The organism is Flavobacterium ammonificans, from assembly GCF_020885975.1.
Lineage (GTDB): Bacteria > Bacteroidota > Bacteroidia > Flavobacteriales > Flavobacteriaceae > Flavobacterium > Flavobacterium ammonificans.
The window spans coordinates 1,908,032-1,929,131 of the sequence record NZ_AP025183.1; the positions used below are offsets into that span (position 1 = coordinate 1,908,032).

The window sequence follows — 21,100 nt, forward strand, 5'->3', positions numbered from 1 at the left end:
CGGTGAATAAACCAAGTTAAGATTAGACATCTCAATTGGTGATAATTTACAAAAATAGCATTTAAACCTTTGCGTACAAACTTATTTAATATCGTTTTATTATCCATTTTCCTAACAATTGGATCTACCAATGTCTATTGTCAAGATAGTCCACTAAAAAAAACGATAATTAAACCTGTAACCAAACCCACCACTACTGCTGTCGAAAAAAATAAACCCAATCCAATAGTAACCGATTCTATTAAAAAAGACAGTGCAAAAACAAAAAAAGCTTTTTTAGATGGAAAGGTGAAATATAAGGCTAAAGAGTTTACAAAAATTGATCAAAAGAAAAAAAATATTTTACTCTATGATACTGCCGAATTATATTATCAAGATGTAGAGTTGAAATCAGGAATTATTCTTTTGGATTATGAAAAAGATGAAGTGTATGCTGGAAGAATCAAAGACTCCACAGGAAAATATACTCAATTTCCTAACTTTAAACAAGGCGCCAATGTAGTTGAACCCGATTCCATTCGATTTAACTTTAAAACTAAAAAAGCGATTATTTGGAATTCTAGATCCGATCAAGGGGAATTTAAAATCAAAGCGGCATTAACAAAAAAAGAAAATGATTCTGTTTACTTTTTAAAAGGGGCAAGATTTACAACTTCTAAAGATGTAGATAATCCAGAATACTATTTTCAGACAAATAAAGTAAAGTTTGTTCCTGGAAAGAAAGTAGTGACGGGTTTAACCAATATGGTGATTGCTAATGTCCCAACACCAATTGCTCTTCCTTTTGCCTTCTTCCCAATGACAAAAGAAACTAGTATTTCTGGTATATTACTACCAAGTTATAATGACTCCAATACAAGAGGTTTTTCCTTACAAAATGGTGGGTACTATTTTGCTTTAAGTGATCAATATGATTTAACCGTGTTGGGAGATTACTATACCAATGGAAGTTATGGAATGCGTTTCGAATCTAATTACGCTAAACGTTATAATTATAGAGGAAATGTCAATATCCGATTTGAAAATTTAATTACTAGTGAAAGAGGATTTCCAGATTATTCAAAACAAAATATTTATAATATTCAATGGTCTCATTCTAGGGATGCTAAAGCCAACCCAAACTCTAGCTTTTCTGCCTCAGTAAACCTTGGAAGTAGTACTTTCTTTAGACAATCGATTAATCAAAATAATATTGGATCAAATTTAAACAACACCCTGAATTCGTCTGTATCGTATAGTAGAATTTTTACAGGATCTGGACCACAATCAAGACTTGCTATAACCGCAACGCATTCGCAAAATACACAAACTCAACAAATAGATATGACTTTACCTACACTACAATATAGTGTTGACAGGGTGTATCCATTTGTTAAAAAAGATGGCGTTAGAAAAGGTTTTTTTAAGAACATTAATTTACAATATGATTTGAGCGCAAGTAATAGTTTTACGACAACTGACTCTCTATTTTTTAGACCTCAAATGTTTGAAAATGCAAGAGTAGGTTTCCAACACTCAATTCCTTTGAATACCAACTTTAAGCTATTCAAATATTTTAGTGCTACATCAGCTGTAAATTATAGAGAAGTTTGGTATTTAAAAACCATTAATCGCCAGTTTGACACCAATCAGAATAAAGTTGTTGATACACAAGTTAATGGTTTTGATGCTTTTAGAACCTACTCTTTTAGTTCGAGTATCGGTACAACTGTTTATGGTACGTTTAACTTTAAAAAAAATAAAAGAATTCAAGCCATACGACATGTTATGCGACCTTCGGTATCCTATGGTTATACCCCAAGTTTTGAAAAATATTATGACACTTATGCAGCAGATGGAAGCGGTACTATGGTTAAAGAATATTCAAGATTTGAAGGTGGTATTTATGGAGCTCCAGGAAATGTCAATTCAAACTCGGTAGGATTTGATCTAAGTAATACATTTGAAGCAAAAGTCACTGACAAGGATAGCACTAAAACAGAGGCTAAAAAAATCATGCTTTTGAATAATTTAAACCTGTCTACTAGTTATGATTTTAATGCTGATGGAAAAAGAACACTTGCTTGGACTCCAGTTCGTGTAAGCGGTGGAACACAGTTTTTTGATAATAAAATGAACTTGAATTTTGGAGCAACATTGGATCCCTATGCAGTTAATAACTCTGGACAAAGAATCAACAAGTTCAATATTGATAATGGTGGAAGCCTATTTCGAATGAGTAGTGCTAATATGACTATCAATTATTCTTTAGCGAGCAGTCCAAATAAAAAAACAAATAGATCTAACAATTCCGAAACAATAAGAAATGGAGGGCGTGAGGACGATTTGTTTGGAAAACCAATTACGGGAAATATTCAAAGAAGCATGTTTGACGATGAAGAAACTGACGATAAAAAAGAGTCAGAATCTGATTTTTTTAATTATACTTTACCTTGGGATATGACCTTTGCTTATGCACTAACTTATGGCAATAACAATAGAGAAAATAAAATAATTGGAAACTCAATCATGATTTCAATCAACGCTGATTTAACACCAAAATGGAAAACTGGAATTTCAACGGGTTATGATTTTGTACAAAAAGGAGTTACTTTTACACAACTTAGATTTGAGAGAGACTTATTAAGCTGGAGAATGGATTTTAATTGGACTCCATTTGGAAACAACGCAAATTGGGGTTTCTTTATTGGAATCAAATCGGGAGTTCTTAGCGATATTAAATGGGATAAGAGAAGCACAATAATACGATAAACATATGAAAACAATTATTTTTACTGAAAAAGCCCCAGCGCCTATCGGACCTTACAATCAGGCTGTATTAACAGGAAACACACTTTACACTTCTGGGCAAATTGCAATCAATCCATCTACAGGAGAATTGGTAACTGACTCTATCGAAACAGAGACGAAACAAGTAATGGAAAATTTAAAAGCTGTTTTAGAGGCTGCAAACATGACATTTGAAAATGTAATAAAATCTACTATTTTCATTTCTGACATGAATGATTTCACTGCCATCAATTCTATTTATGGGGCTTATTTTAACGAAAAGTCAGCACCAGCCAGGGAAACTGTTCAAGTAGCAGGTTTACCCAAAAATGTGAACGTTGAAATTTCAATGATTGCAGTACAATAAAAAAAATGCCTTAGTGAATTCACTAAGGCATTTTGCTATTCTATGTTATAATTATTGATTAGCAACATGGTAGGCTATCAAACCATCAATTGGTCTTCGCAATACGTTTCCTAATTTAATTTGGTATTTTTCAAAGGTTACTTCTAATTCGTCTTTCAAGTAGAAAGCAATAGATCCTACAAAATGTACTGGCACTTCTTGATAATTATCAAATTGCTTGATATAATTTTTCACAAAAGACTTCATCCCTTTATAGATAATTTTTTTACAAAATGGATCTTCTTTATGTTGAATTAAAAATTTAGCAAAAGTAGCTAAATAAGCATTTGGATTAGATTCTTTATATAACTTACTTTTAATATAATCAGGAGACATATCGTACTCCTTCTCAAATTCAACTGCTAAATGTTGTGGCATTTTGTTGAAATAATATTTTCTAATTAGTTCTTTTCCAAAAACATTTCCACTACAATCATCCATGATAATATATCCTAACGATTGTACCTTTTGATGCAAATCTTTTCCGTCAAAGAAACTACAATTAGAACCCGTTCCTAAAATACTTACGATAGCTTTTTCCCCTTTAGGAGTAGTTGCAAAAACAGCCGCATAAGTATCCTCTTCAACAGAAACAATTGCATTAGGAAAATAGGCTTGAAAAACCTGAGAAAGAAATATTTTCATTCGTTCCGTACCACAACCTGCTCCGTAAAAGAATAGATGAGTCGCCTCATTTTTATTTTGTAGTATATCAAAACGGTCATTTAAACGCTCAACAACTTCTTCTTCATCTAAAATTTCTGGATTTAACCCTAAGGTTTGAGTAGTAAATAAAATTTTACCACTTTCATCTATTGCAATCCAATCAGCTTTGGTTGAGCCACTATCAACAATTAATTTCATCTTTTGGTTTTTTTAGGTTTTATTTTTTGAAATTTAAAGTTATAAAATTAAACTTTTTATAACAGTATAGAAATAGGGAAACAGTAAAAAATAAAATCCCGTTACAATAATAATAACGGGATTTTATTGAAAAGGTTTTGATTATTTTAAACCTGAAATATGAACAGATAAATCAATTAATTTACTTGAATATCCATACTCATTATCATACCAAGAAATAATTTTGAAGAAAGTAGAATTCAAACCAATTCCAGCTTTAGCATCAATAATTGAAGTTCTTGCATCAGAAACAAAATCATTAGATACTACATCATCTTCAGTAAATCCTAAGATTCCTTTCATTGTAGTTTCAGATGCTTTTTTCAATACAGCCATAATTTCAGCATACGAAGTCTCTTTAGCCAATTTCACAGTTAAATCCACTGCAGAAACGTCAACAGTAGGAACACGCATTGACATACCAGTTAATTTTCCGTTTAATGAAGGAATCACAACTCCTACTGCTTTAGCAGCTCCTGTAGAAGAAGGAATCATATTCACTAATGCGGAACGACCACCTCTGAAATCTTTTCTAGAAGGACCATCATTAGTCATTTGAGTTGAAGTGGTAGCGTGAACTGTTGTCATTAAACCTTCAACAATTTCGAAGTTATCGTGAATTACTTTAGCCATTGGAGCCAAACAGTTTGTAGTACAAGAAGCATTAGAAACAACTAAATCTGTAGCTTTTGCAGTTTCGTGATTCACTCCCATTACAAACATTGGCGCATCAGCAGAAGGAGCAGAAATAATTACTTTCTTAGCACCACCTTTGATGTGCTCGCTTGCAGTTTCAACAGTGGTAAAAAAACCTGTACATTCAGCAACTACATCTACATCAACTTCATTCCATTTCAAATCTGCAGGGTTTCTTTCAGCAGTAATTCGAATGTGTCTTCCATTTACATATAATTTACCTTCTTTTACTTCAACAGTTCCATTAAAACGACCGTGAACAGAATCGTATTTTAATAAGTAAGCTAAGTGATCAACGTCTAATAAGTCATTGATAGCTACTACCTCAACATTATCTCTGTTAAACGATTCTCTGAAAACTATTCTTCCAATTCTTCCAAAACCGTTTATTCCTAATTTTACTTTTGACATTTTTAATTTATTTTAGTTTGTGTAAATATTTAATTTTTTAGTTGAGTATTATTATATAGAAACTATATCGGATACTCTTAACAACTCTTTATCAATTTCAGAGTGACCTTTGATTGCTTGTTCTAAAGGAGTTAATGTTATTTTATCTTGGTAAATTCCCGCCATATAATTTGATTTTCCTTCCAATAGCGATTCGACAGCTTTAACTCCTAACCTACTCGCTAAAACCCTATCAAAACAAGATGGTGATCCACCACGTTGCATATGACCTAGAACCGAAACTCTTACATCATATTCTGGTAAATTTGATTCTACATAATCTTTCAATTCAAAAACGCTTTTACCAATCTTGTCTCCTTCTGCAATTACTACTATACTAGAGGATTTTCCAGTTGCCTTACTTTTCTTAAGTGAATCTAATAATCGCTCAAGTCCCATATCTTCCTCTGGAATTAAAATTTCTTCAGCACCAGCACCAATACCTGCATTCAAAGCAATATGTCCAGCATCTCTTCCCATTACTTCTACAAGAAACAAACGATTGTGCGAACTAGCTGTATCTCGAATTTTATCAATAACCTCAACTACTGTATTCAAAGCCGTGTCATATCCTAAAGTGAAGCTGGTCCCAAAAATATCATTGTCAATAGTCCCTGGAATTCCAATTACAGGAAAATTATACTCTGAATTAAACAACAAAGCACCGGTAAAACTTCCATCTCCACCAATAACAACAAATGCATCAATTTCTGCTTTTACTAAATTATCGTAGGCCTTTTTTCTTCCTTCTGGAGTTTTGAATTCCATAGAACGAGCCGACTTTAAAATTGTTCCTCCTTTATTAATAATGTTGTTCACTGTTCGAGGGCCCATTTCTTTGAAGTCTCCTTCAATCATACCTTGATAACCTCTATAGATTCCTACACATCCAATGTTATGGAAAGCACAAGTTCTAACAACTGAGCGAATTGCAGCATTCATTCCAGGGGAATCACCACCGGAAGTTAAAACTCCTATTTTTCTAATTTTGTTTGACATTATTGATAGTATTTGGCGCTAAATTAAGAAACATGAATTAGTTTCAAAGCGATGTAATTAATTAATTATTGAACTGTAAAGAATTCAAACGTTTTCGTTAATAAGTTTTAAAATATTAATTTATAAATGGTATTTAATTACGAAAATGTAATTATTTCGTGATATTCTAACGATAAATCTATTTTCTAAGATTAGTCTTCCTCAGGAGCCAGTCCTTCCCTATTTTGTTTAGGTAATTCTTTGGTAGGTTTTTTGGAGTTTGAAAAATTTATAAAATCAGGAGACAACTCTGAATCTGGATTTAAATATTCGGAAGGTATCGTTTGAATTACTCGGTTTTTCTTAAACATTTTTTGTATCAACTCTCTGAATGTATCAAAATCAACCTGATAGGATAAACCAATTCCTTGGGTATATCCAATACCTTGACCAATAAAGTTGATGTCATTCTCTTTATTAAAAATTCTGGCATTTAAATCCCCTTCTTGATCCAATCTCCAAAGTAATTCTACATTTCCAACAAAAGCGGTTTGGTTAATTCCTCCAAAAGGAACTCCTAGCTTCCCATTAAAAGTTATTCTTTCATTAATTTTTGAAGACACTGAAGCTTCAAATCGACCATCTGTCTCTCTACCCAATCTCCTGTCTGCTCCTACTACATTAATTCCAACTTCGAATTTATCATTGTCTGATTGAATCAAATCTCCCAAAAGTCCAGCTGCTGTTTCAAATAAACTTCCAGAAATATCATTTTGATTGATTCCCTCTGCACTAAGGAAACTCCCAGTTGAAAGTAAGTAAAGCGCTTGAGTTTGTCGAACTTCTTTATCGTATAGCTTGGTTTGGATTTCTGATTTAAGTACATTACTAACTGTTGGGAACTCAATATTAAAATCAGGTTCCGGACTCATTAAATCTCCCTTTATACCAATGACCACCTCTACCGGGACTTTTCTATTAAAGGATGTATTATCAATTAACAAAGATGGGTTCGCTGTAGTTTTGTAAACTGCCTCTAAGTTTAATAATGCCTTAAGTGGGTTTCCGTCCCATGAAATAGAACCCCCTTTCTTCACTGAAAAACGTTTGTTTATTCCAGTGGTTCTAAAGTTATAAGTTCCTTCATAAGCTTGGAAATCGCCCCACATATTAAACTTACCGAGTGTGTTTATTTTAAATAAAAGTGAACCATTCCCCTTACCTTTCATACCATGTCCTGAACTTCTATCAAGTATTACCTCAACTTCTGCATCAGGGGTTATGTTAAAATCAAACTCTAATTCTAATCCTTTATAATCTCTTTGAGTAGTTACAATTCCTTTTTGTAAGTTGTACTTTTCTTTAGGCGTTATAAAATGTAAAAAAGAATTGTCTCCAACCTCCTCTGCATTATTAATTGGAATTTTTACCGAAGTCCCTTTTTCAGACTTAGCATCAACCGAAATGAATAAACTAGTTGTTGGACCTGTAATTTTTGCCGTTCCGTTAATGAATGCCGTTCCAAAATATGCAGCATCTTCACTATCTTTTGTATCTAAAGCTAGTAATCGTTTTGAGTTTAAGCTAAGATCCAACTTCCAATCCGAAAAATTCTTGTGCTCAATTACTCCATTTAAAATTCCTTTTGTTCCAAATTTGGAGTCAATCAAAAGATTGTTTCTAAACAAAAATCTTTCATCTGTTAAGTCAACTATTGTTTTATCAACTAGATTATAATCTGTTCCAAGATAAGAAATTCCCATACCAGCCTTGTCAATAAACAACCTTCCATTGATTTCAGGCTTATTTATATTTCCTTGTATAGTAGCATTCCCAGAAACAAATCCACGTATGTTAGATAAAACCTCTCCTCCTACGGGGCCTAAAGTTGCCAAATTAAATTTATCAAGCATTACTCGTAAATCAAATACAGTTTCATCATTGATAATTGAAAGGTTTCCGCTAGTATTAAATGATTCAAAATTGTCATTTTTAATAGAGGATGCTATAGCAAAATTAGAAAGGTTTTCGTCTCCAGTAATATTTAATGAAAGGGCGCCAAGGTTATTTTTATTCAAAATAAACTCTGATATATTCAAATTAGCTGTAGGTCTGAAAATTTTATTCTCTTGATTGAAGTTAATTTCTCCGTTGATACTACCATCGAAAACAAATAGTTCATTATCTGGGGTAATTTTATTGAAATTCACATCTTTAAAACTTAATTTTAAGTCTTTATAATTGGAACCTTTTAATTTACCTAACAACTCTATACGTTGATCTTCGTGAGATAAGATAATATCCTCAATAGTAAACTCATTTAAATTTTTGTCAAAAACGATACGATTATTTTGCGTGTCATTTTCATTTAAAAACCATAAATAATCTTTAAACTTAACTTCCGATTTACTTATCCCGACAACATTTTTATTATCCTTGTTAATCGTATGATATAAGTTTAAATTGAAATAATCTTCACCTTTATTCCCTCCTTTGAATTCAGTTCTAAAGAACAATGAGTCTTTCATTGTTACATTAATTAAACTAAAATCTCTAATTTTATAGAACTTAGATTTGATTGAATCCATTTCCACATAGGCATTGTATAGCGGATTTTGATTATCAACAGTAACTCTAATATTGTCTAATGTATTTTCTGATGCAACAATCTGTGGAGAATTAAATTTAAATTGAAATTCATTTTTATCTGAATTTATAGCGCCACTCATCTTTGTATTTTCACCAATTGAAACTTGAGGAAAAAATACTTCAACAATTTTATTATTGATAGACAAATCAAAATTCAAAAACTGACCTTTGTCTACTTTATTGGGCTTGTAATTAGCATACAAACTACCTAATGAGTTTTCGATCAAATCTTGAAGTTGGTTGAATTTATATTTTCCTTCAATTTTACCTTCAACAATATCAGGAGAATTAACCGTTATTGTTCTATTGTTGGCACTATCAAAGCTCGAGTTTATAGAAAAATCATCAAAATAATAAACCGATTTAGAATTGGTATAAGTAGTTTTATTTACAAAAACGTTTCCTCTAATATTATCTATTGAATTCCCTTCCACTTGAGTTACAATATCTCCTTTTAAGACCGATGTTGAATCGTTTGTGAATTTAAGATTATACAAATTTGCATTATCAATCGCTAGATGAAAATCAAAACGACTGTCTTTTTTTGACCAATCAATTAAACCATCAAAACTTAAATTTAAATTAGGATCATTAATAGTCAAATTCCCTTGATAAATTGGCATTTTAAAGGTACCATTAACCTCTAAATTAGAATACGAATACTTATTGTAATCCAATTGTGAAATAGCGCCTTCAATTTTTGTATTTAAATATTTGTCGGTAAAACCAATTCCGTCTATTGAAAGGTTGGCACTAATTTTCCCTAAATCGTCTTCTGCTACTAAAGTACCTAAATCAAACTGTTCCAAAACTACATCACCAACATAAGCTGCTTTGTCTATAAAATCAATGTTGCTTATCACAAAATCAGTTGAAACAAGCCCCAAATCAGAGTTCATTTTAAAAGCAGCATTGATTGATTTAGTAGTAAGTTCTGTTGTGCCCACTATGTTAAATTGCCCCAAACGTTTCATTTCGACTGGTAATTTCTTACCCAAAACATTGGGTAATAAAACCGCTAGATTATCATAGCTTGACGAAAGCGTCTTAAACTTCCCTTTCATGTAAAACTCTTGACCTTTAGAAGGAAATAAATTCTTAAATCGAATGGCACCAATCATTTTACTTTTTTGAGAATCAACTAAATTCAGTTGATTTAATTTCAAATCATTTAGAGTTCCAGAAAGATTAGTTTTGATGTAGAAAAATTGGTTTTTACCTAATTCATTATAAAAGCAACGAATATCATTACTAGCCAATGTGGAGGAAGCTAACTGAACATCAAACTGGACTTTATTATTAAAATCCGAAAAATCGGAAATTTTATAATTCAACACTACATTAGCTTTGATTTCAGAATTTTCCTTTGTCTCCGCTAGTAACTTGGTAAGCTTTATTTGCTTTTTGGTATAACTTAAAACTCCACTTAACTTTTTAACATAAACGCCTCTATGGTCTAAAAATGACATTTTGAGAATGTTGGTATTCACATCAGGTCCGTACAATTTAAAATCAGATAATTGAATATTTAACTTGGTAAAATCAACATCTTTAGGAATTACACGATTTTCATCAAACACAGTAAAATGTCCCTTGGTAATGGTAGCTTGTTTAGCAGTCAATAAAAAATGTTTCCCTGTCGAAGTAGTGTCTTCTCCAAAGGCATTAACAAAAACATCTAAATTAGTAAGCTTTTCTTTTTTGTAAGTTTTAAGATGGAAAACTAAGCCGTCCAAATGCAAATCACTAAAAATCAAATCCCCATCGAGAAGTTTTTTACCATCCGAAATGGTAGTTTTGATTCGATTGCTAAAAATCAAAGTATCTTGATGGTGATCCCGAATTAGTACTTTTTTAAATTTAACACTGCCAAAAGGAGATATGGCTACTTGTTCAACAGATATATTAGTCCCAAAATCGTTATTAAGTGTTGTAGTGACGTACTGTGCAATTCGAGTTTGCACCACTGGTAAACTTAATGTAATACCAAGTAAAAGCAAAAAGAGAACCAACCCAATTAGCGTAAGTGATACTATTTTTTTGACGTTTTTGATACTAATGTCGATTAAGTTGTTTTTAATTCTATTTTACTTTTCTAAAGAATAGGCTTTAAATAAAAATTCTTTAATTTTGGCAACGCTGAAAATAGATACAGCACGCCAAATATAATTTAAAATTCGCGCTTTTTTATGCAAAATTCCGAGGTTTTTATTCTTGCTATCGAAAGTTCCTGCGACGACACAGCTGCAGCGGTTTTACACAACAATAAAGTAGTGTCTAACATTGTTGCTAATCAATTGATTCACAATCAATACGGTGGCGTTGTTCCAGAATTAGCCTCGAGAGCGCACCAACAAAATATAGTTCCGGTAATTGATGCTGCACTGCGAAAAGCAAATATACAAAAAGAACAGCTCTCTGCAATTGCATTTACCCAAGGTCCTGGCTTAATGGGCTCTTTACTTGTTGGTAGTTCTTTTGCTAAATCATTGGCTTTAGCATTACAAATTCCTTTGATTGCAGTAAATCATATGCATGCGCATATACTAGCTCATTTTATTGACGAAGAAGGTTTTGATAAACCTGAATTTCCATTTTTAGCATTAACTATTAGCGGCGGTCATACCCAGATTGTTCGAGTTGATGGTTTCTTCAACATGACTATTATTGGAGAAACTACAGACGATGCTGTTGGTGAAGCATTTGACAAAAGTGCCAAAATACTCGGACTTCCTTATCCTGGCGGACCTTTGGTAGACAAATATGCACAATTAGGAAACCCAAAAGCTTTTGCATTTACGAAACCTAAAGTACCCGGATTGGATTTTAGTTTTTCAGGATTGAAAACTGCTATTTTATATTTTATCAAAAAAAACAAACTAGAGAATCCGAATTTTATCGAAGAAAATAGAGACGATATTTGCGCTTCCATTCAACATACAATCATTGAAATTTTAATGGACAAATTGAAATTGGCAGTAAAAGAGACAGGTATTACTCAAATAGCTATTGGCGGTGGTGTCTCAGCTAATTCCGGAATTCGAAATACACTAAAAGAAGCCGAGAAAAAATACGGTTGGACAACATTTATTCCTAAATTTGAGTACACTACAGATAATGCAGCTATGATAGGAATCGTAGGATATCAAAAATATTTACACCAACAATTTGAAGACTCTTCAGTAGTTTCAAAAGCACGAATCCAATTCTAAAACTATGCAGTTATTTTACAATACCACCATAAACGAGTCAACTGAAAGCTTAATTTTTGACAAAGAAGAAAGCAAGCATATTATTAAAGTATTACGTAAAAAAGACGGGGATATATTATTTGTAACAAATGGTTTAGGGTATTTATTTAAAACGAAAATTATTTTAGCATCCGATGCTAAATGTACGGTTCAAATTGTTTCTTTTGAAAAAGCGCCAGAACCCAAAATACAGTTACATTTAGCCGTAGCACCTACTAAAATGAATGACCGTTACGAATGGTTTTTAGAAAAAGCAACCGAAATTGGCATTCAAGAAATCACCCCAATTATTTGTGATCGTTCCGAAAGAAAAGTAATCAACACAGACCGTTTTGAAAAAATCATTCTTTCTGCCATGAAACAGTCTAACGCTTTATTTTTGCCAAAACTAAATCCTGCGATTTCGTTTAAAGATTTTGTAAAGCAAAAAAAGGAAGGTATACAACTTATCGCACATTGCGAAGAAACGGATAAAAAGTCCCTAAAATCGGTAATTCGTGCCAATGAAAATGCCACCATTTTGATTGGTCCTGAGGGTGATTTTTCTGATAAGGAAATAACATTAGCTATAGAGCACAATTACCTTCCGGTTACTTTAGGAAATACACGACTGCGAACTGAAACCGCAGCTATAGTAGCCTGTCACAGTGTTGTTTTTCTAAACGAAAACTCCTAAATTGATGAAGCAAAAACTAGTCTTGCTCTTTGTAGTACTTGCGATGAATTGTTTTTCGCAAGAAATTGCTTTGGTTAAATACCGTGGTGGAGGTGATTGGTATGCTAATCCAACTTCTTTACCCAATCTAATTCGTTTTTGTAATTCAACTATCCAAACTACAATCAAGGGCAAGCCAGCTATTGTTGAACCCAATAGCCCTAATATATTCAGCTATCCTTACCTTCACCTTACTGGTCACGGAAATGTAGTTTTCAATACCGATGAAGAAATAAATCTAAGGAACTATTTAAATTCAGGTGGGTTTCTTCACATAGATGATAATTACGGTATGAACGAATACATCCGAAAAGCTATCAAAAAATTGTTTCCAGCTGAAGATTTAATTGAAATCCCTTCAACTCATCCTATTTTTCAAAAACCTTTTTCTTTTCCAAATGGATTGCCTAAAATTCACGAACACGATAATAAGCGACCTCAGGCTTTGGGAATTTTTGTAAAAAACAGATTGGTTTTGTTGTATACTTATGAATGCGATTTAGGTGATGGATGGGAAGATGCCGAAGTTAACAACGACCCTTTAGAAGTGCGCCAGAAAGCACTCAAAATGGGAGCTAATATTATGTATTACATTTTCAATAATTAATGCAACTTACCCACGAAAATACTCGCTTTGAAAAAAGAAAATTTCCTATCACAATTGTTTGCGATCGTATCTATTTTCAGCAAAACATTGGTTCTTTATTCCGAATTGGCGAAGCCTTTGGCATTGAAAAAATAATTTTCATCGGCAAAGAAATTCCGCTCACTCCCAGAAAAATAAACAAAACATCTCGAAGCACTCATTTACAGATTCCACATTTTATTATCGAAGAAACAAATGACGCTATTGCTTTATTGTTGAAAGACCAATATGAAATTATAGCTCTAGAAATCACAAGTACAAGCGTTCCAATTCAAAAAATTACTACTCCTAAAGACCAAAAAATTGCTTTGCTTATAGGTAATGAAATTGATGGCGTAAGTGAGGCATTATTAGCAATTGCTAACCAAACTACTCATATAACAATGTACGGAAATAATAGTAGTATGAATGTGGTTCAAGCTACTAGTATTGCATTGTATGAAATTAGCAATCGACTGAATGAAATCTAAAAAGTCAATTGCTTCTTTTGAAAGTTTTCCTATCTTTATATTTTAATAGCTTTTCAAACCTACTACTGCCCAATGATTACATCTAAAACAATTGCAAACGGAATTTTAAGATCTATAGGTTTTTTAGTATTGATTGCTATCTCACTATATTTTTTATACCAAATTCAAGCGGTACTTATTTATTTGATTGTTTCGCTAATTTTAACATTGATTGGAAAACCAATCATGAGTTTTCTACAAACACGTTTGAAATTTCCGAATGTAGTAGCATCAGTCACAACATTAGTTTTCTTTTTTCTTTTATTCGTAGGATTTATTTCTTTATTTATTCCTTTGATTTTATCACAAAGTGAAAGTTTATCTTTACTCAATACTGCAAAAATAGAGCAAAACATTGACCAGCTTCTGCATCAAATAGTCGTGTTTTTAGACAATCATAACATTGATTCGGCTCGATTTTTAAGTGAAACCGATATTAGTTCAAAAATAGACTTCAATTTCGTACCCGAATTATTAAATACTATTCTCAATACAATTGGAAGTTTTGGAGTTGGATTGGCTTCGGTATTTTTTATCACTTTCTTCTTTTTGAAAGACAAAGTTCACTTTATTGAAAACCTAAAAAAATTAATACCAGATACCCACGAAGAACCTATTCTAAATTCCTTAGATAAAATCAATCATTTGTTGTCTCGCTACTTTATTGGCTTGTTATTACAACTAGGAATCGTATTTATTTTGTATTTAATTGTGTTGTCCATCTTTGGGATTTCGAATGCCTTTATAATTGCATTTTTGTGTGCGGTACTCAATATCATTCCTTACATAGGTCCATTAATTGCGTCAATAATCGCTGCGATTTTAACTATGATTAGTCATTTAGGAAATGATTTTCAAACAGAAACATTACCCACAACTATCTACATTTTGATTGGCTTTTGGATAGTGCAATTAATTGACAATAATTTATCCCAACCCATAATTTTTTCTAAAAGTGTCAGCTCGCATCCCTTAGAAATTTTCTTAGTTATTTTAATTGCTGGTTTTATATCTGGTATTTTGGGTATGGTAATCGCAGTTCCTTTGTACACGATTTTAAAGGTTATTGGTAAAGAATTTTTTCCTAATAATGTTGTTATTCAACTTATTACCAAAAACATATAATCTTGGATTACAAAATTTTAACCCCTGAAATACAGCAATTCATTGATAGCCAATTAGGAGTTTCAATTCCTCAATTAGCCCTTCAAAAAAATCCATTTCCAGATATAGAATGGATTACTATTGTAAACCAAATTGAAGCAAAAGCAAAAGCAAGAACAAAGCTACCCACTTGGTTTAACACAGCCAACATCCTGTACCCATCTAAAATATCAGTTGAACAAACTTCCTCAGAAAGAACAGCCGAATACAAGTCGAGTTTACTAAATGGCTCAAGTTTAATTGACCTTACGGGTGGTTTTGGAGTAGATGATTATTACTTTGCCAATACGATGAAAAGTGTGACTCACTGCGAAATCAATTCGGATTTATCAGAGATTGTCAAACACAATTTTAAACAATTAGGAGTTACTAATATTGACTGCATAGCGGGTGATAGCTTAACTACTTTACAATCGACTACTGAAAAATGGGATTGGATCTACATCGATCCTTCGCGCAGAAATGACGCCAAGGGAAAAGTTTTTATGTTAAAAGACTGTTTGCCAAATGTTCCTGAAAATTTAGATTTGTATTTTGAAAAATCAGACGCTATTTTAATCAAAACCGCTCCATTATTGGATCTAGCAGCAGGTTTATCAGAACTACAAAATGTAAAAACAATTCATATTGTAGCTCTTGAAAATGAAGTTAAAGAGTTGCTTTGGGAACTACATAAAAATTACTCTGGTGCTATTAGCATCAAAACAGTAAATCTTACAAAAGAAGGAGCAAACACTTTTGAATTTATTCTTGACCAGGATAGTGCCGATGCTAAATATTCATTACCAAAACGCTACTTATTCGAGCCCAATAGTGCTATTATGAAATCAGGCGGTTTCAATGAAATCAGTTCGCAGTACCAACTTGATAAATTACACAAACATTCGCATTTGTATACCTCAAATGAAGTATTCAATTTTCCTGGACGTATTTTTGAAATACAGCATGTTATTCCCTACACAAAAAAAGAAATAAAAATTCATCTCGAAAATTCAAAACACAACCTCACAACTCGCAACTTTCCTGAAACTGTAGAAAACATTCGGAAAAAATGGAAAATTAAAGACGGTGGAGATTCCTATTGTTTTTTCACAACCGATATGAATAATGATAAAATAGTTTTACTTTGCAACAAATTACAATAACCATGAAAAACCTATTATTACTTGCCCTTTCCCTAATCAGTTCAGTAATTTTTGCTCAAAAACCATGCGAATACACTACTAATGTAACCGATTCTATTGGAACATATAAAACGACCAAAGAATATATTATTGCAGAGAAAAATTTTGCAGGAACATCTAATTATATTTTCTTTTCATTGGCTGTATCTGACGGAATGCCTTTATTAAATGTGCAACTTATTCAAAAGAGTAAAGACTTTATTAAAGCCAATTGTTTTGATAAAGATTCTAAGATTTTCTTACAATTAAACAATGGTAAAGTAATAACCTTATTACACATTGATCAAGAAAATTGCGGAACAGTATTGCGAGACGATAAGGGTTTTGACAACAGAATAACTCCGGGTACTTTTATGTTTATGAAAGATAGTTTTGAGGAATTGAAAAAATCACCTGTTTCACTTATGCGAATTAAATTCCTGACAGATGTTGAAGATTACATACTCAAAAAACAGTTTACATCAGAAATGAATAATGAGGTATATGAGCCTGAAACTTATTTTATGCAAAATATCCACTGTGCTGAATAAATAACCCTTATTCAAAATAGCATCTGCTTGACTTATTTGGATTCTCAGTGATTAAATAATTACCGCAAATTCGCAAATTTTTTCACCTTATAAAGTATCAAGAAATACTATAAATGCTATCACATCCTTATGAAAATCGTTCTGTTTTGACAAAACTAAACTGATAATTTTGTGCAACTTAGTGCCTTCTTAAAAAACCTTTGTGATTAAAAATTAACCTATATTAATCACATTTCCATTTTGTATTTGAAACCTTCTCTTTGGAAGCATTTTTTACATTATAATGCCACCACTCAGAATCAAAAGAAATAAAATTACTTTTTCTCATTATTTTTTTCAGGAGCAATCTATTCTGTTTTACTTCATCTGGAAGATTCTCATAGAAATGACTCGCTTCTGGACCAAAAAAATCAAATGATGTTCCCATGTCTAATTCTGCTCCAGTACTATCGACTAAAGTAATATCAACTGCTCCTCCTCTATTGTGAATCGAACCTTTTGCAGGATTAGCGACATATTCTGGATTGGGTATAATTTGCCACATTTTTTTTTGAATATCTAATGGACGGTAACAGTCATAAATCTTTATACGATATCCTTTTTTCATGAATTTCTCGTTGGCTTTTACTAAAGCTTTTACTGTTTTAAAACGTAAAAGACATTCTGGACAATCATAGACTTTTGCTTTCAAAAAATTATCCGCTGTTGCATACTTCATATCGTAAACAAAATCAGTACTATAGTCTTTCAGATTCACAAAAGAAGAATCTGCAATTGTTTCATCAGTCTGGGCATGAATGGTGTTTATTGTTGAGAAAAAAAACAAAAAAAATAGAGACCAAAGAGTTCGCATGGCAAAATTTAATAATAATTATCTGTTAAAAGTATTTATTATTTTTGACTCTTTAAGCGTGTATGAACTAAATTTGATTCCAATAAAGTAAAACCCATAAGAAAAACTTATTTTTGGTTAAAATTAGATTATTATGAAAACCCAATCGCTCGTATTCTCTTTACTTTTTTTACTCTTTAGTAATTCTTTTTTTGCTCAAGTCAAAAAGACGATTCCTGCAAGCCAAATTGAATTTCAATCTCCAGAATACGCTAATAAGATGTATTATATAGCCAGTCATTATGGTAAATACCAGACCTTGTTAGATTCTGTAAAAGGAACAGCTGACGGAAAATTAATCTTCAAAAAAGACCAAAAATACATTGAAGGTATCTATATGTTAGTAACCCCCGACAAGAAGATAGATCTAGAGTTTTTGATGGACAATGAACAAAAATTTGCCATCAAAGTTACCAATCCAACCGAAAAAACGTTGGAAATACGTAATTCCAATCTGAACCAAGATTTTGCTAATTTCAATTCCTTTTTTAGAACTAAATTGGAAGTTATCAAAAACTTAGAAAAAAGCTTAGCCGATAAAAAGACCAAACAAGACAGTGCATTCGTAATTACTGATTTAAAAAAAATTCAAGCAGAGATTAACTTGTTCAAAAATGAGTATATCAAAACTAATTCAGGAAATACGATGGCGCTTTTGTTCAGTATGAGCCAACCAATTGACAACTTTTTAAACAAAGCGGAAGAAGAAAAACTGGCTACTAAAACCGACTCGATCGCTTACTTAAAAAAGCATTTTTTTGATGGAATTAATTTTAAAGACGCACGACTATTGCGCAATCCCTTTTTAGAAAACCGAATCACTACCTACTTCAACACCTTTGTCCCTGTTACTCCTGAAGCAGTAACTCAGGAAATTACACAAATTTTAAACCAAACGGACCAACCCAATGGAGAAGTCTTTAAATACCTCAGTTTACATTTTATTGATTTGTATGCTGAAGCAAAAATCATGGGAATGGATCGAGTATTTATCAATATTTATAATAGCTTTTTTAAGAACAAAGAATATCCTTGGTTACAACTCAAACAAAAAGAGTTTTTCAAATTTAAAGTTTCGAGTATCAAGGATAATTTAATTGGCGACAAAGGAAAAAACCTATTCATGCTAACTCAAGATCAAAAACGAATTGATTTATATGATGTTAAGGCTAAATATACGGTTGTTGCCTTCTGGGATCCTACTTGCGGACATTGTGCAACCGAAATTCCAAAAATGCTTCAATTGTATGAAACGGAATGGAAACAAAAAGGCGTAGTCGTTTTTGCCATAAACAACAATACAAATGAAATGGTAAAATGGAAAGAGTTTATTGAAAAAGAAAAGCTCTCCAGTTGGATCAATGTGTACCCTGCTCCCGTAGTTACAGGGAATTACACCAAGGAAGATGTTGATTTCCAAACTTTGTATAATGTGAGACAAACTCCAGTTATGTATCTTTTGGATCAGGACAAAAAAATTATTGCTAAAAAAGTAGGTCCTGAAAATTACACCAAGATTATAGAGCAATTGGAAAAGAAAAAATAAGTGTGCAAACTATATATTGGATCATATAATTTAAGAAACCAAAATACAATTAATAACAAAATAACTACCAAAAACAAAAAAACCCACTGTAAATAGTGGGTTTTTTGTGATCGCAGAAGGATTCGAACCTTCGACCGCCTGCTTAGAAGGCAGGTGCTCTATCCAGCTGAGCTATGCGACCAGTCTTGTTGTAGTCGGGGTGGCAGGATTCGAACCTGCGGCCTCCTGCTCCCAAAGCAGGCGCGATAACCGGGCTACGCTACACCCCGAAATAGCAAAATTAAAAAGCGGAGAGACAGGGACTCGAACCCTGGCGACGATTGCTCGTCGACAGATTAGCAATCTGCTCCATTACCACTCTGGCACCTCTCCAAGCTCAAGAAACCTGTCCTATTTTGCGGTGGCAAATGTAGCACATCATTGTATTAATCACAACTATTTTAAAGTTTTTTTTCTTTTTATTTTTTAATTGTCGTTAAATGAGTTCACAATCAACATACTAGCTACAATCAAAATCATTTAAATCAGAATACTATAATCACCATTTGAAATTGCATAAAAAAGATTAAATTTGCTTATCATCTAAATTCTAAATATCATGAATAAAAGAGTCGTAATTGTTGCTGCCACTCGTACCCCTATGGGAAGTTTTATGGGAAGTTTGTCCACCGTAAGCGCATCTCAACTAGGTGCAGTAGCAATCAAAGGTGCTTTGGAGAAGATCAACCTTAGTCCTGATTTAGTAGACGAGGTATTTATGGGAAATGTAGTTCAATCTGGTGTTGGTCAAGCTCCAGCTAGACAAGCAGCACTTTTTGCTGGTTTACCCAATTCTGTTCCTTGTACTACTGTAAATAAAGTTTGTGCTTCAGGAATGAAAGCAGTTATGTTTGCTGCACAATCCATTCAATCGGGTGATGCTGAAATTATTGTTGCAGGCGGAATGGAAAACATGAGCCTTATCCCACATTATACTTATTTAAGAGCGGGTACTAAATTTGGTCCAAATGCTTTAATTGATGGAATGCAAAAGGATGGACTTACTGATGCTTATGATAACAACGCTATGGGTGTGAGTGCCGATCTTTGTGCCTCAGAACATAAAATTTCTAGAGAAGAACAAGACCAATTTGCAATTCAATCCTATGAGCGAAGTGCTAAAGCTTGGGAAGCAGGGAAATTTGATAATGAAATAGTTCCGGTTGCTGTGCCTCAACGAAAAGGAGAGCCTGTAATTGTATCAAAAGACGAAGAGTACACCAATGTGAAGTTAGATAGAGTTAGTAGCTTAAACCCTGCTTTTACCAAAGAAGGAACTGTTACTGCTGCAAATGCCTCAACAATTAATGATGGAGCAGCTGCATTGGTAATCATGAGTGAGGAAAAAGCAATTGCTTTGGGTTTTCAACCTCTAGCGTATATTCTTTCCTATGCCGATGCTGCTCAGGAACCTAAATGGTTTACAACGAGTCCAGCTTTAGCATTACCAAAAGCACTTAAGAAGGCTAATCTTTCAATTGAAGATGTAGATTATTTTGAATTTAACGAAGCTTTTTCTGTTGTAGGTTTGGCTAATGCCAAATTATTAAATATTGATTTGAATAAAATGAATGTTAATGGTGGTGCTGTTTCATTAGGACATCCGTTGGGTTGTTCAGGAGCCAGAATCATTGTGACTTTATTGAATGTATTACAACAAAATAATGGTAAAATTGGAGCAGCTGCTATCTGTAATGGTGGTGGTGGTGCTTCTGCCATAGTAATTGAGAGAGCATAAATTGCCTCTAAAAGTAACCTCAAAAATAGAAAGAG

16 protein-coding genes and 3 tRNA genes are annotated in these 21,100 nt (G+C 32.7%); 11 read left to right on the plus strand and 8 right to left on the minus strand.

The window, feature by feature from the left end; all coding sequences use genetic code 11:
- Nucleotides 1-69 precede the first annotated feature (69 nt).
- Together LPC23_RS08620 and LPC23_RS08625 are read left to right on the plus strand one after the other, a co-directional pair.
- Entirely contained in the window at nt 70-2,751 is a 2,682-nt protein-coding gene (locus tag LPC23_RS08620; protein WP_229329576.1) for a putative LPS assembly protein LptD, read from the plus strand.
- A gap of 4 nt (nt 2,752-2,755) precedes the next feature.
- Nucleotides 2,756-3,136: a RidA family protein gene (locus LPC23_RS08625; protein ID WP_229329577.1), complete on the plus strand. Its 381-nt coding sequence runs from the start codon at nt 2,756-2,758 to the stop codon at nt 3,134-3,136.
- A gap of 51 nt (nt 3,137-3,187) precedes the next feature.
- Here the strand turns inward: LPC23_RS08625 and LPC23_RS08630 are convergent, their stop codons facing one another.
- From LPC23_RS08630 to LPC23_RS08645, 4 genes are all read right to left on the minus strand, one after another.
- A complete protein-coding gene (locus tag LPC23_RS08630) occupies nt 3,188-4,039 on the minus strand; it encodes an N-acetylglucosamine kinase (RefSeq protein WP_229329578.1) in 852 nt (283 codons plus the stop codon).
- Nucleotides 4,040-4,180: 141 nt separating this feature from the next.
- Complete coding sequence (gap, locus tag LPC23_RS08635; protein ID WP_229329579.1) at nt 4,181-5,185, minus strand: type I glyceraldehyde-3-phosphate dehydrogenase; 1,005 nt, start codon at nt 5,183-5,185, stop codon at nt 4,181-4,183.
- A gap of 51 nt (nt 5,186-5,236) precedes the next feature.
- A complete protein-coding gene (gene pfkA, locus LPC23_RS08640; protein WP_229329580.1) occupies nt 5,237-6,223 on the minus strand; it encodes a 6-phosphofructokinase in 987 nt (328 codons plus the stop codon).
- A gap of 191 nt (nt 6,224-6,414) precedes the next feature.
- Nucleotides 6,415-10,851 (minus strand): translocation/assembly module TamB domain-containing protein, encoded by a 4,437-nt coding sequence (locus LPC23_RS08645; protein ID WP_229329581.1) that lies wholly within the window; start codon nt 10,849-10,851, stop codon nt 6,415-6,417.
- A gap of 189 nt (nt 10,852-11,040) precedes the next feature.
- On the opposite strand from LPC23_RS08645, the gene tsaD reads away from it, so the two are divergent.
- From tsaD to LPC23_RS08680, 7 genes are all read left to right on the plus strand, one after another.
- A complete protein-coding gene (gene tsaD, locus LPC23_RS08650; RefSeq protein ID WP_229329582.1) occupies nt 11,041-12,063 on the plus strand; it encodes a tRNA (adenosine(37)-N6)-threonylcarbamoyltransferase complex transferase subunit TsaD in 1,023 nt (340 codons plus the stop codon).
- A gap of 4 nt (nt 12,064-12,067) precedes the next feature.
- Nucleotides 12,068-12,778 (plus strand): 16S rRNA (uracil(1498)-N(3))-methyltransferase, encoded by a 711-nt coding sequence (locus tag LPC23_RS08655; protein ID WP_229329584.1) that lies wholly within the window; start codon nt 12,068-12,070, stop codon nt 12,776-12,778.
- 4 nt (nt 12,779-12,782) lie between these two features.
- Entirely contained in the window at nt 12,783-13,424 is a 642-nt protein-coding gene (locus LPC23_RS08660) for a DUF4159 domain-containing protein (protein ID WP_229329586.1), read from the plus strand.
- Complete coding sequence (locus LPC23_RS08665; RefSeq protein ID WP_229329588.1) at nt 13,424-13,933, plus strand: TrmH family RNA methyltransferase; 510 nt, start codon at nt 13,424-13,426, stop codon at nt 13,931-13,933. The genes LPC23_RS08660 and LPC23_RS08665 overlap by 1 nt, the downstream gene beginning before the upstream one ends.
- Nucleotides 13,934-14,005: 72 nt before the next feature.
- Nucleotides 14,006-15,097, plus strand: a complete 1,092-nt coding sequence (locus tag LPC23_RS08670) for an AI-2E family transporter (RefSeq protein WP_229329590.1) — start codon at nt 14,006-14,008, stop codon at nt 15,095-15,097.
- A gap of 2 nt (nt 15,098-15,099) precedes the next feature.
- Nucleotides 15,100-16,281, plus strand: coding sequence for a class I SAM-dependent methyltransferase (locus tag LPC23_RS08675; protein WP_229329592.1), 1,182 nt, complete (start codon nt 15,100-15,102; stop codon nt 16,279-16,281).
- 2 nt (nt 16,282-16,283) lie between these two features.
- Nucleotides 16,284-16,850: a hypothetical protein gene (locus LPC23_RS08680; RefSeq protein ID WP_229329594.1), complete on the plus strand. Its 567-nt coding sequence runs from the start codon at nt 16,284-16,286 to the stop codon at nt 16,848-16,850.
- 223 nt (nt 16,851-17,073) lie between these two features.
- On the opposite strand, the gene ddpX is transcribed toward LPC23_RS08680, so the two are convergent.
- Nucleotides 17,074-17,703 (minus strand): D-alanyl-D-alanine dipeptidase, encoded by a 630-nt coding sequence (ddpX, locus tag LPC23_RS08685; protein WP_229329596.1) that lies wholly within the window; start codon nt 17,701-17,703, stop codon nt 17,074-17,076.
- Between the two features lie 133 nt (nt 17,704-17,836).
- Here ddpX and LPC23_RS08690 point away from each other — a divergent pair, with 133 nt between their 5' ends.
- Nucleotides 17,837-19,288, plus strand: coding sequence for a redoxin domain-containing protein (locus LPC23_RS08690; RefSeq protein WP_229329598.1), 1,452 nt, complete (start codon nt 17,837-17,839; stop codon nt 19,286-19,288).
- Between the two features lie 107 nt (nt 19,289-19,395).
- Here LPC23_RS08690 and LPC23_RS08695 read toward each other — a convergent pair.
- The 3 genes from LPC23_RS08695 to LPC23_RS08705 all read right to left on the minus strand — a co-directional run bounded on the left by LPC23_RS08695 (nt 19,396) and on the right by LPC23_RS08705 (nt 19,660).
- Nucleotides 19,396-19,469: transfer RNA gene (locus tag LPC23_RS08695), tRNA-Arg, on the minus strand.
- 13 nt (nt 19,470-19,482) lie between these two features.
- A tRNA-Pro gene (locus LPC23_RS08700) sits at nt 19,483-19,557 on the minus strand.
- A gap of 19 nt (nt 19,558-19,576) precedes the next feature.
- Nucleotides 19,577-19,660: transfer RNA gene (locus LPC23_RS08705), tRNA-Ser, on the minus strand.
- 226 nt (nt 19,661-19,886) lie between these two features.
- Here LPC23_RS08705 and LPC23_RS08710 point away from each other — a divergent pair.
- Nucleotides 19,887-21,065: an acetyl-CoA C-acyltransferase gene (locus tag LPC23_RS08710; RefSeq protein ID WP_229329600.1), complete on the plus strand. Its 1,179-nt coding sequence runs from the start codon at nt 19,887-19,889 to the stop codon at nt 21,063-21,065.
- The last annotated feature ends 35 nt before the right edge of the window (nt 21,066-21,100 follow it).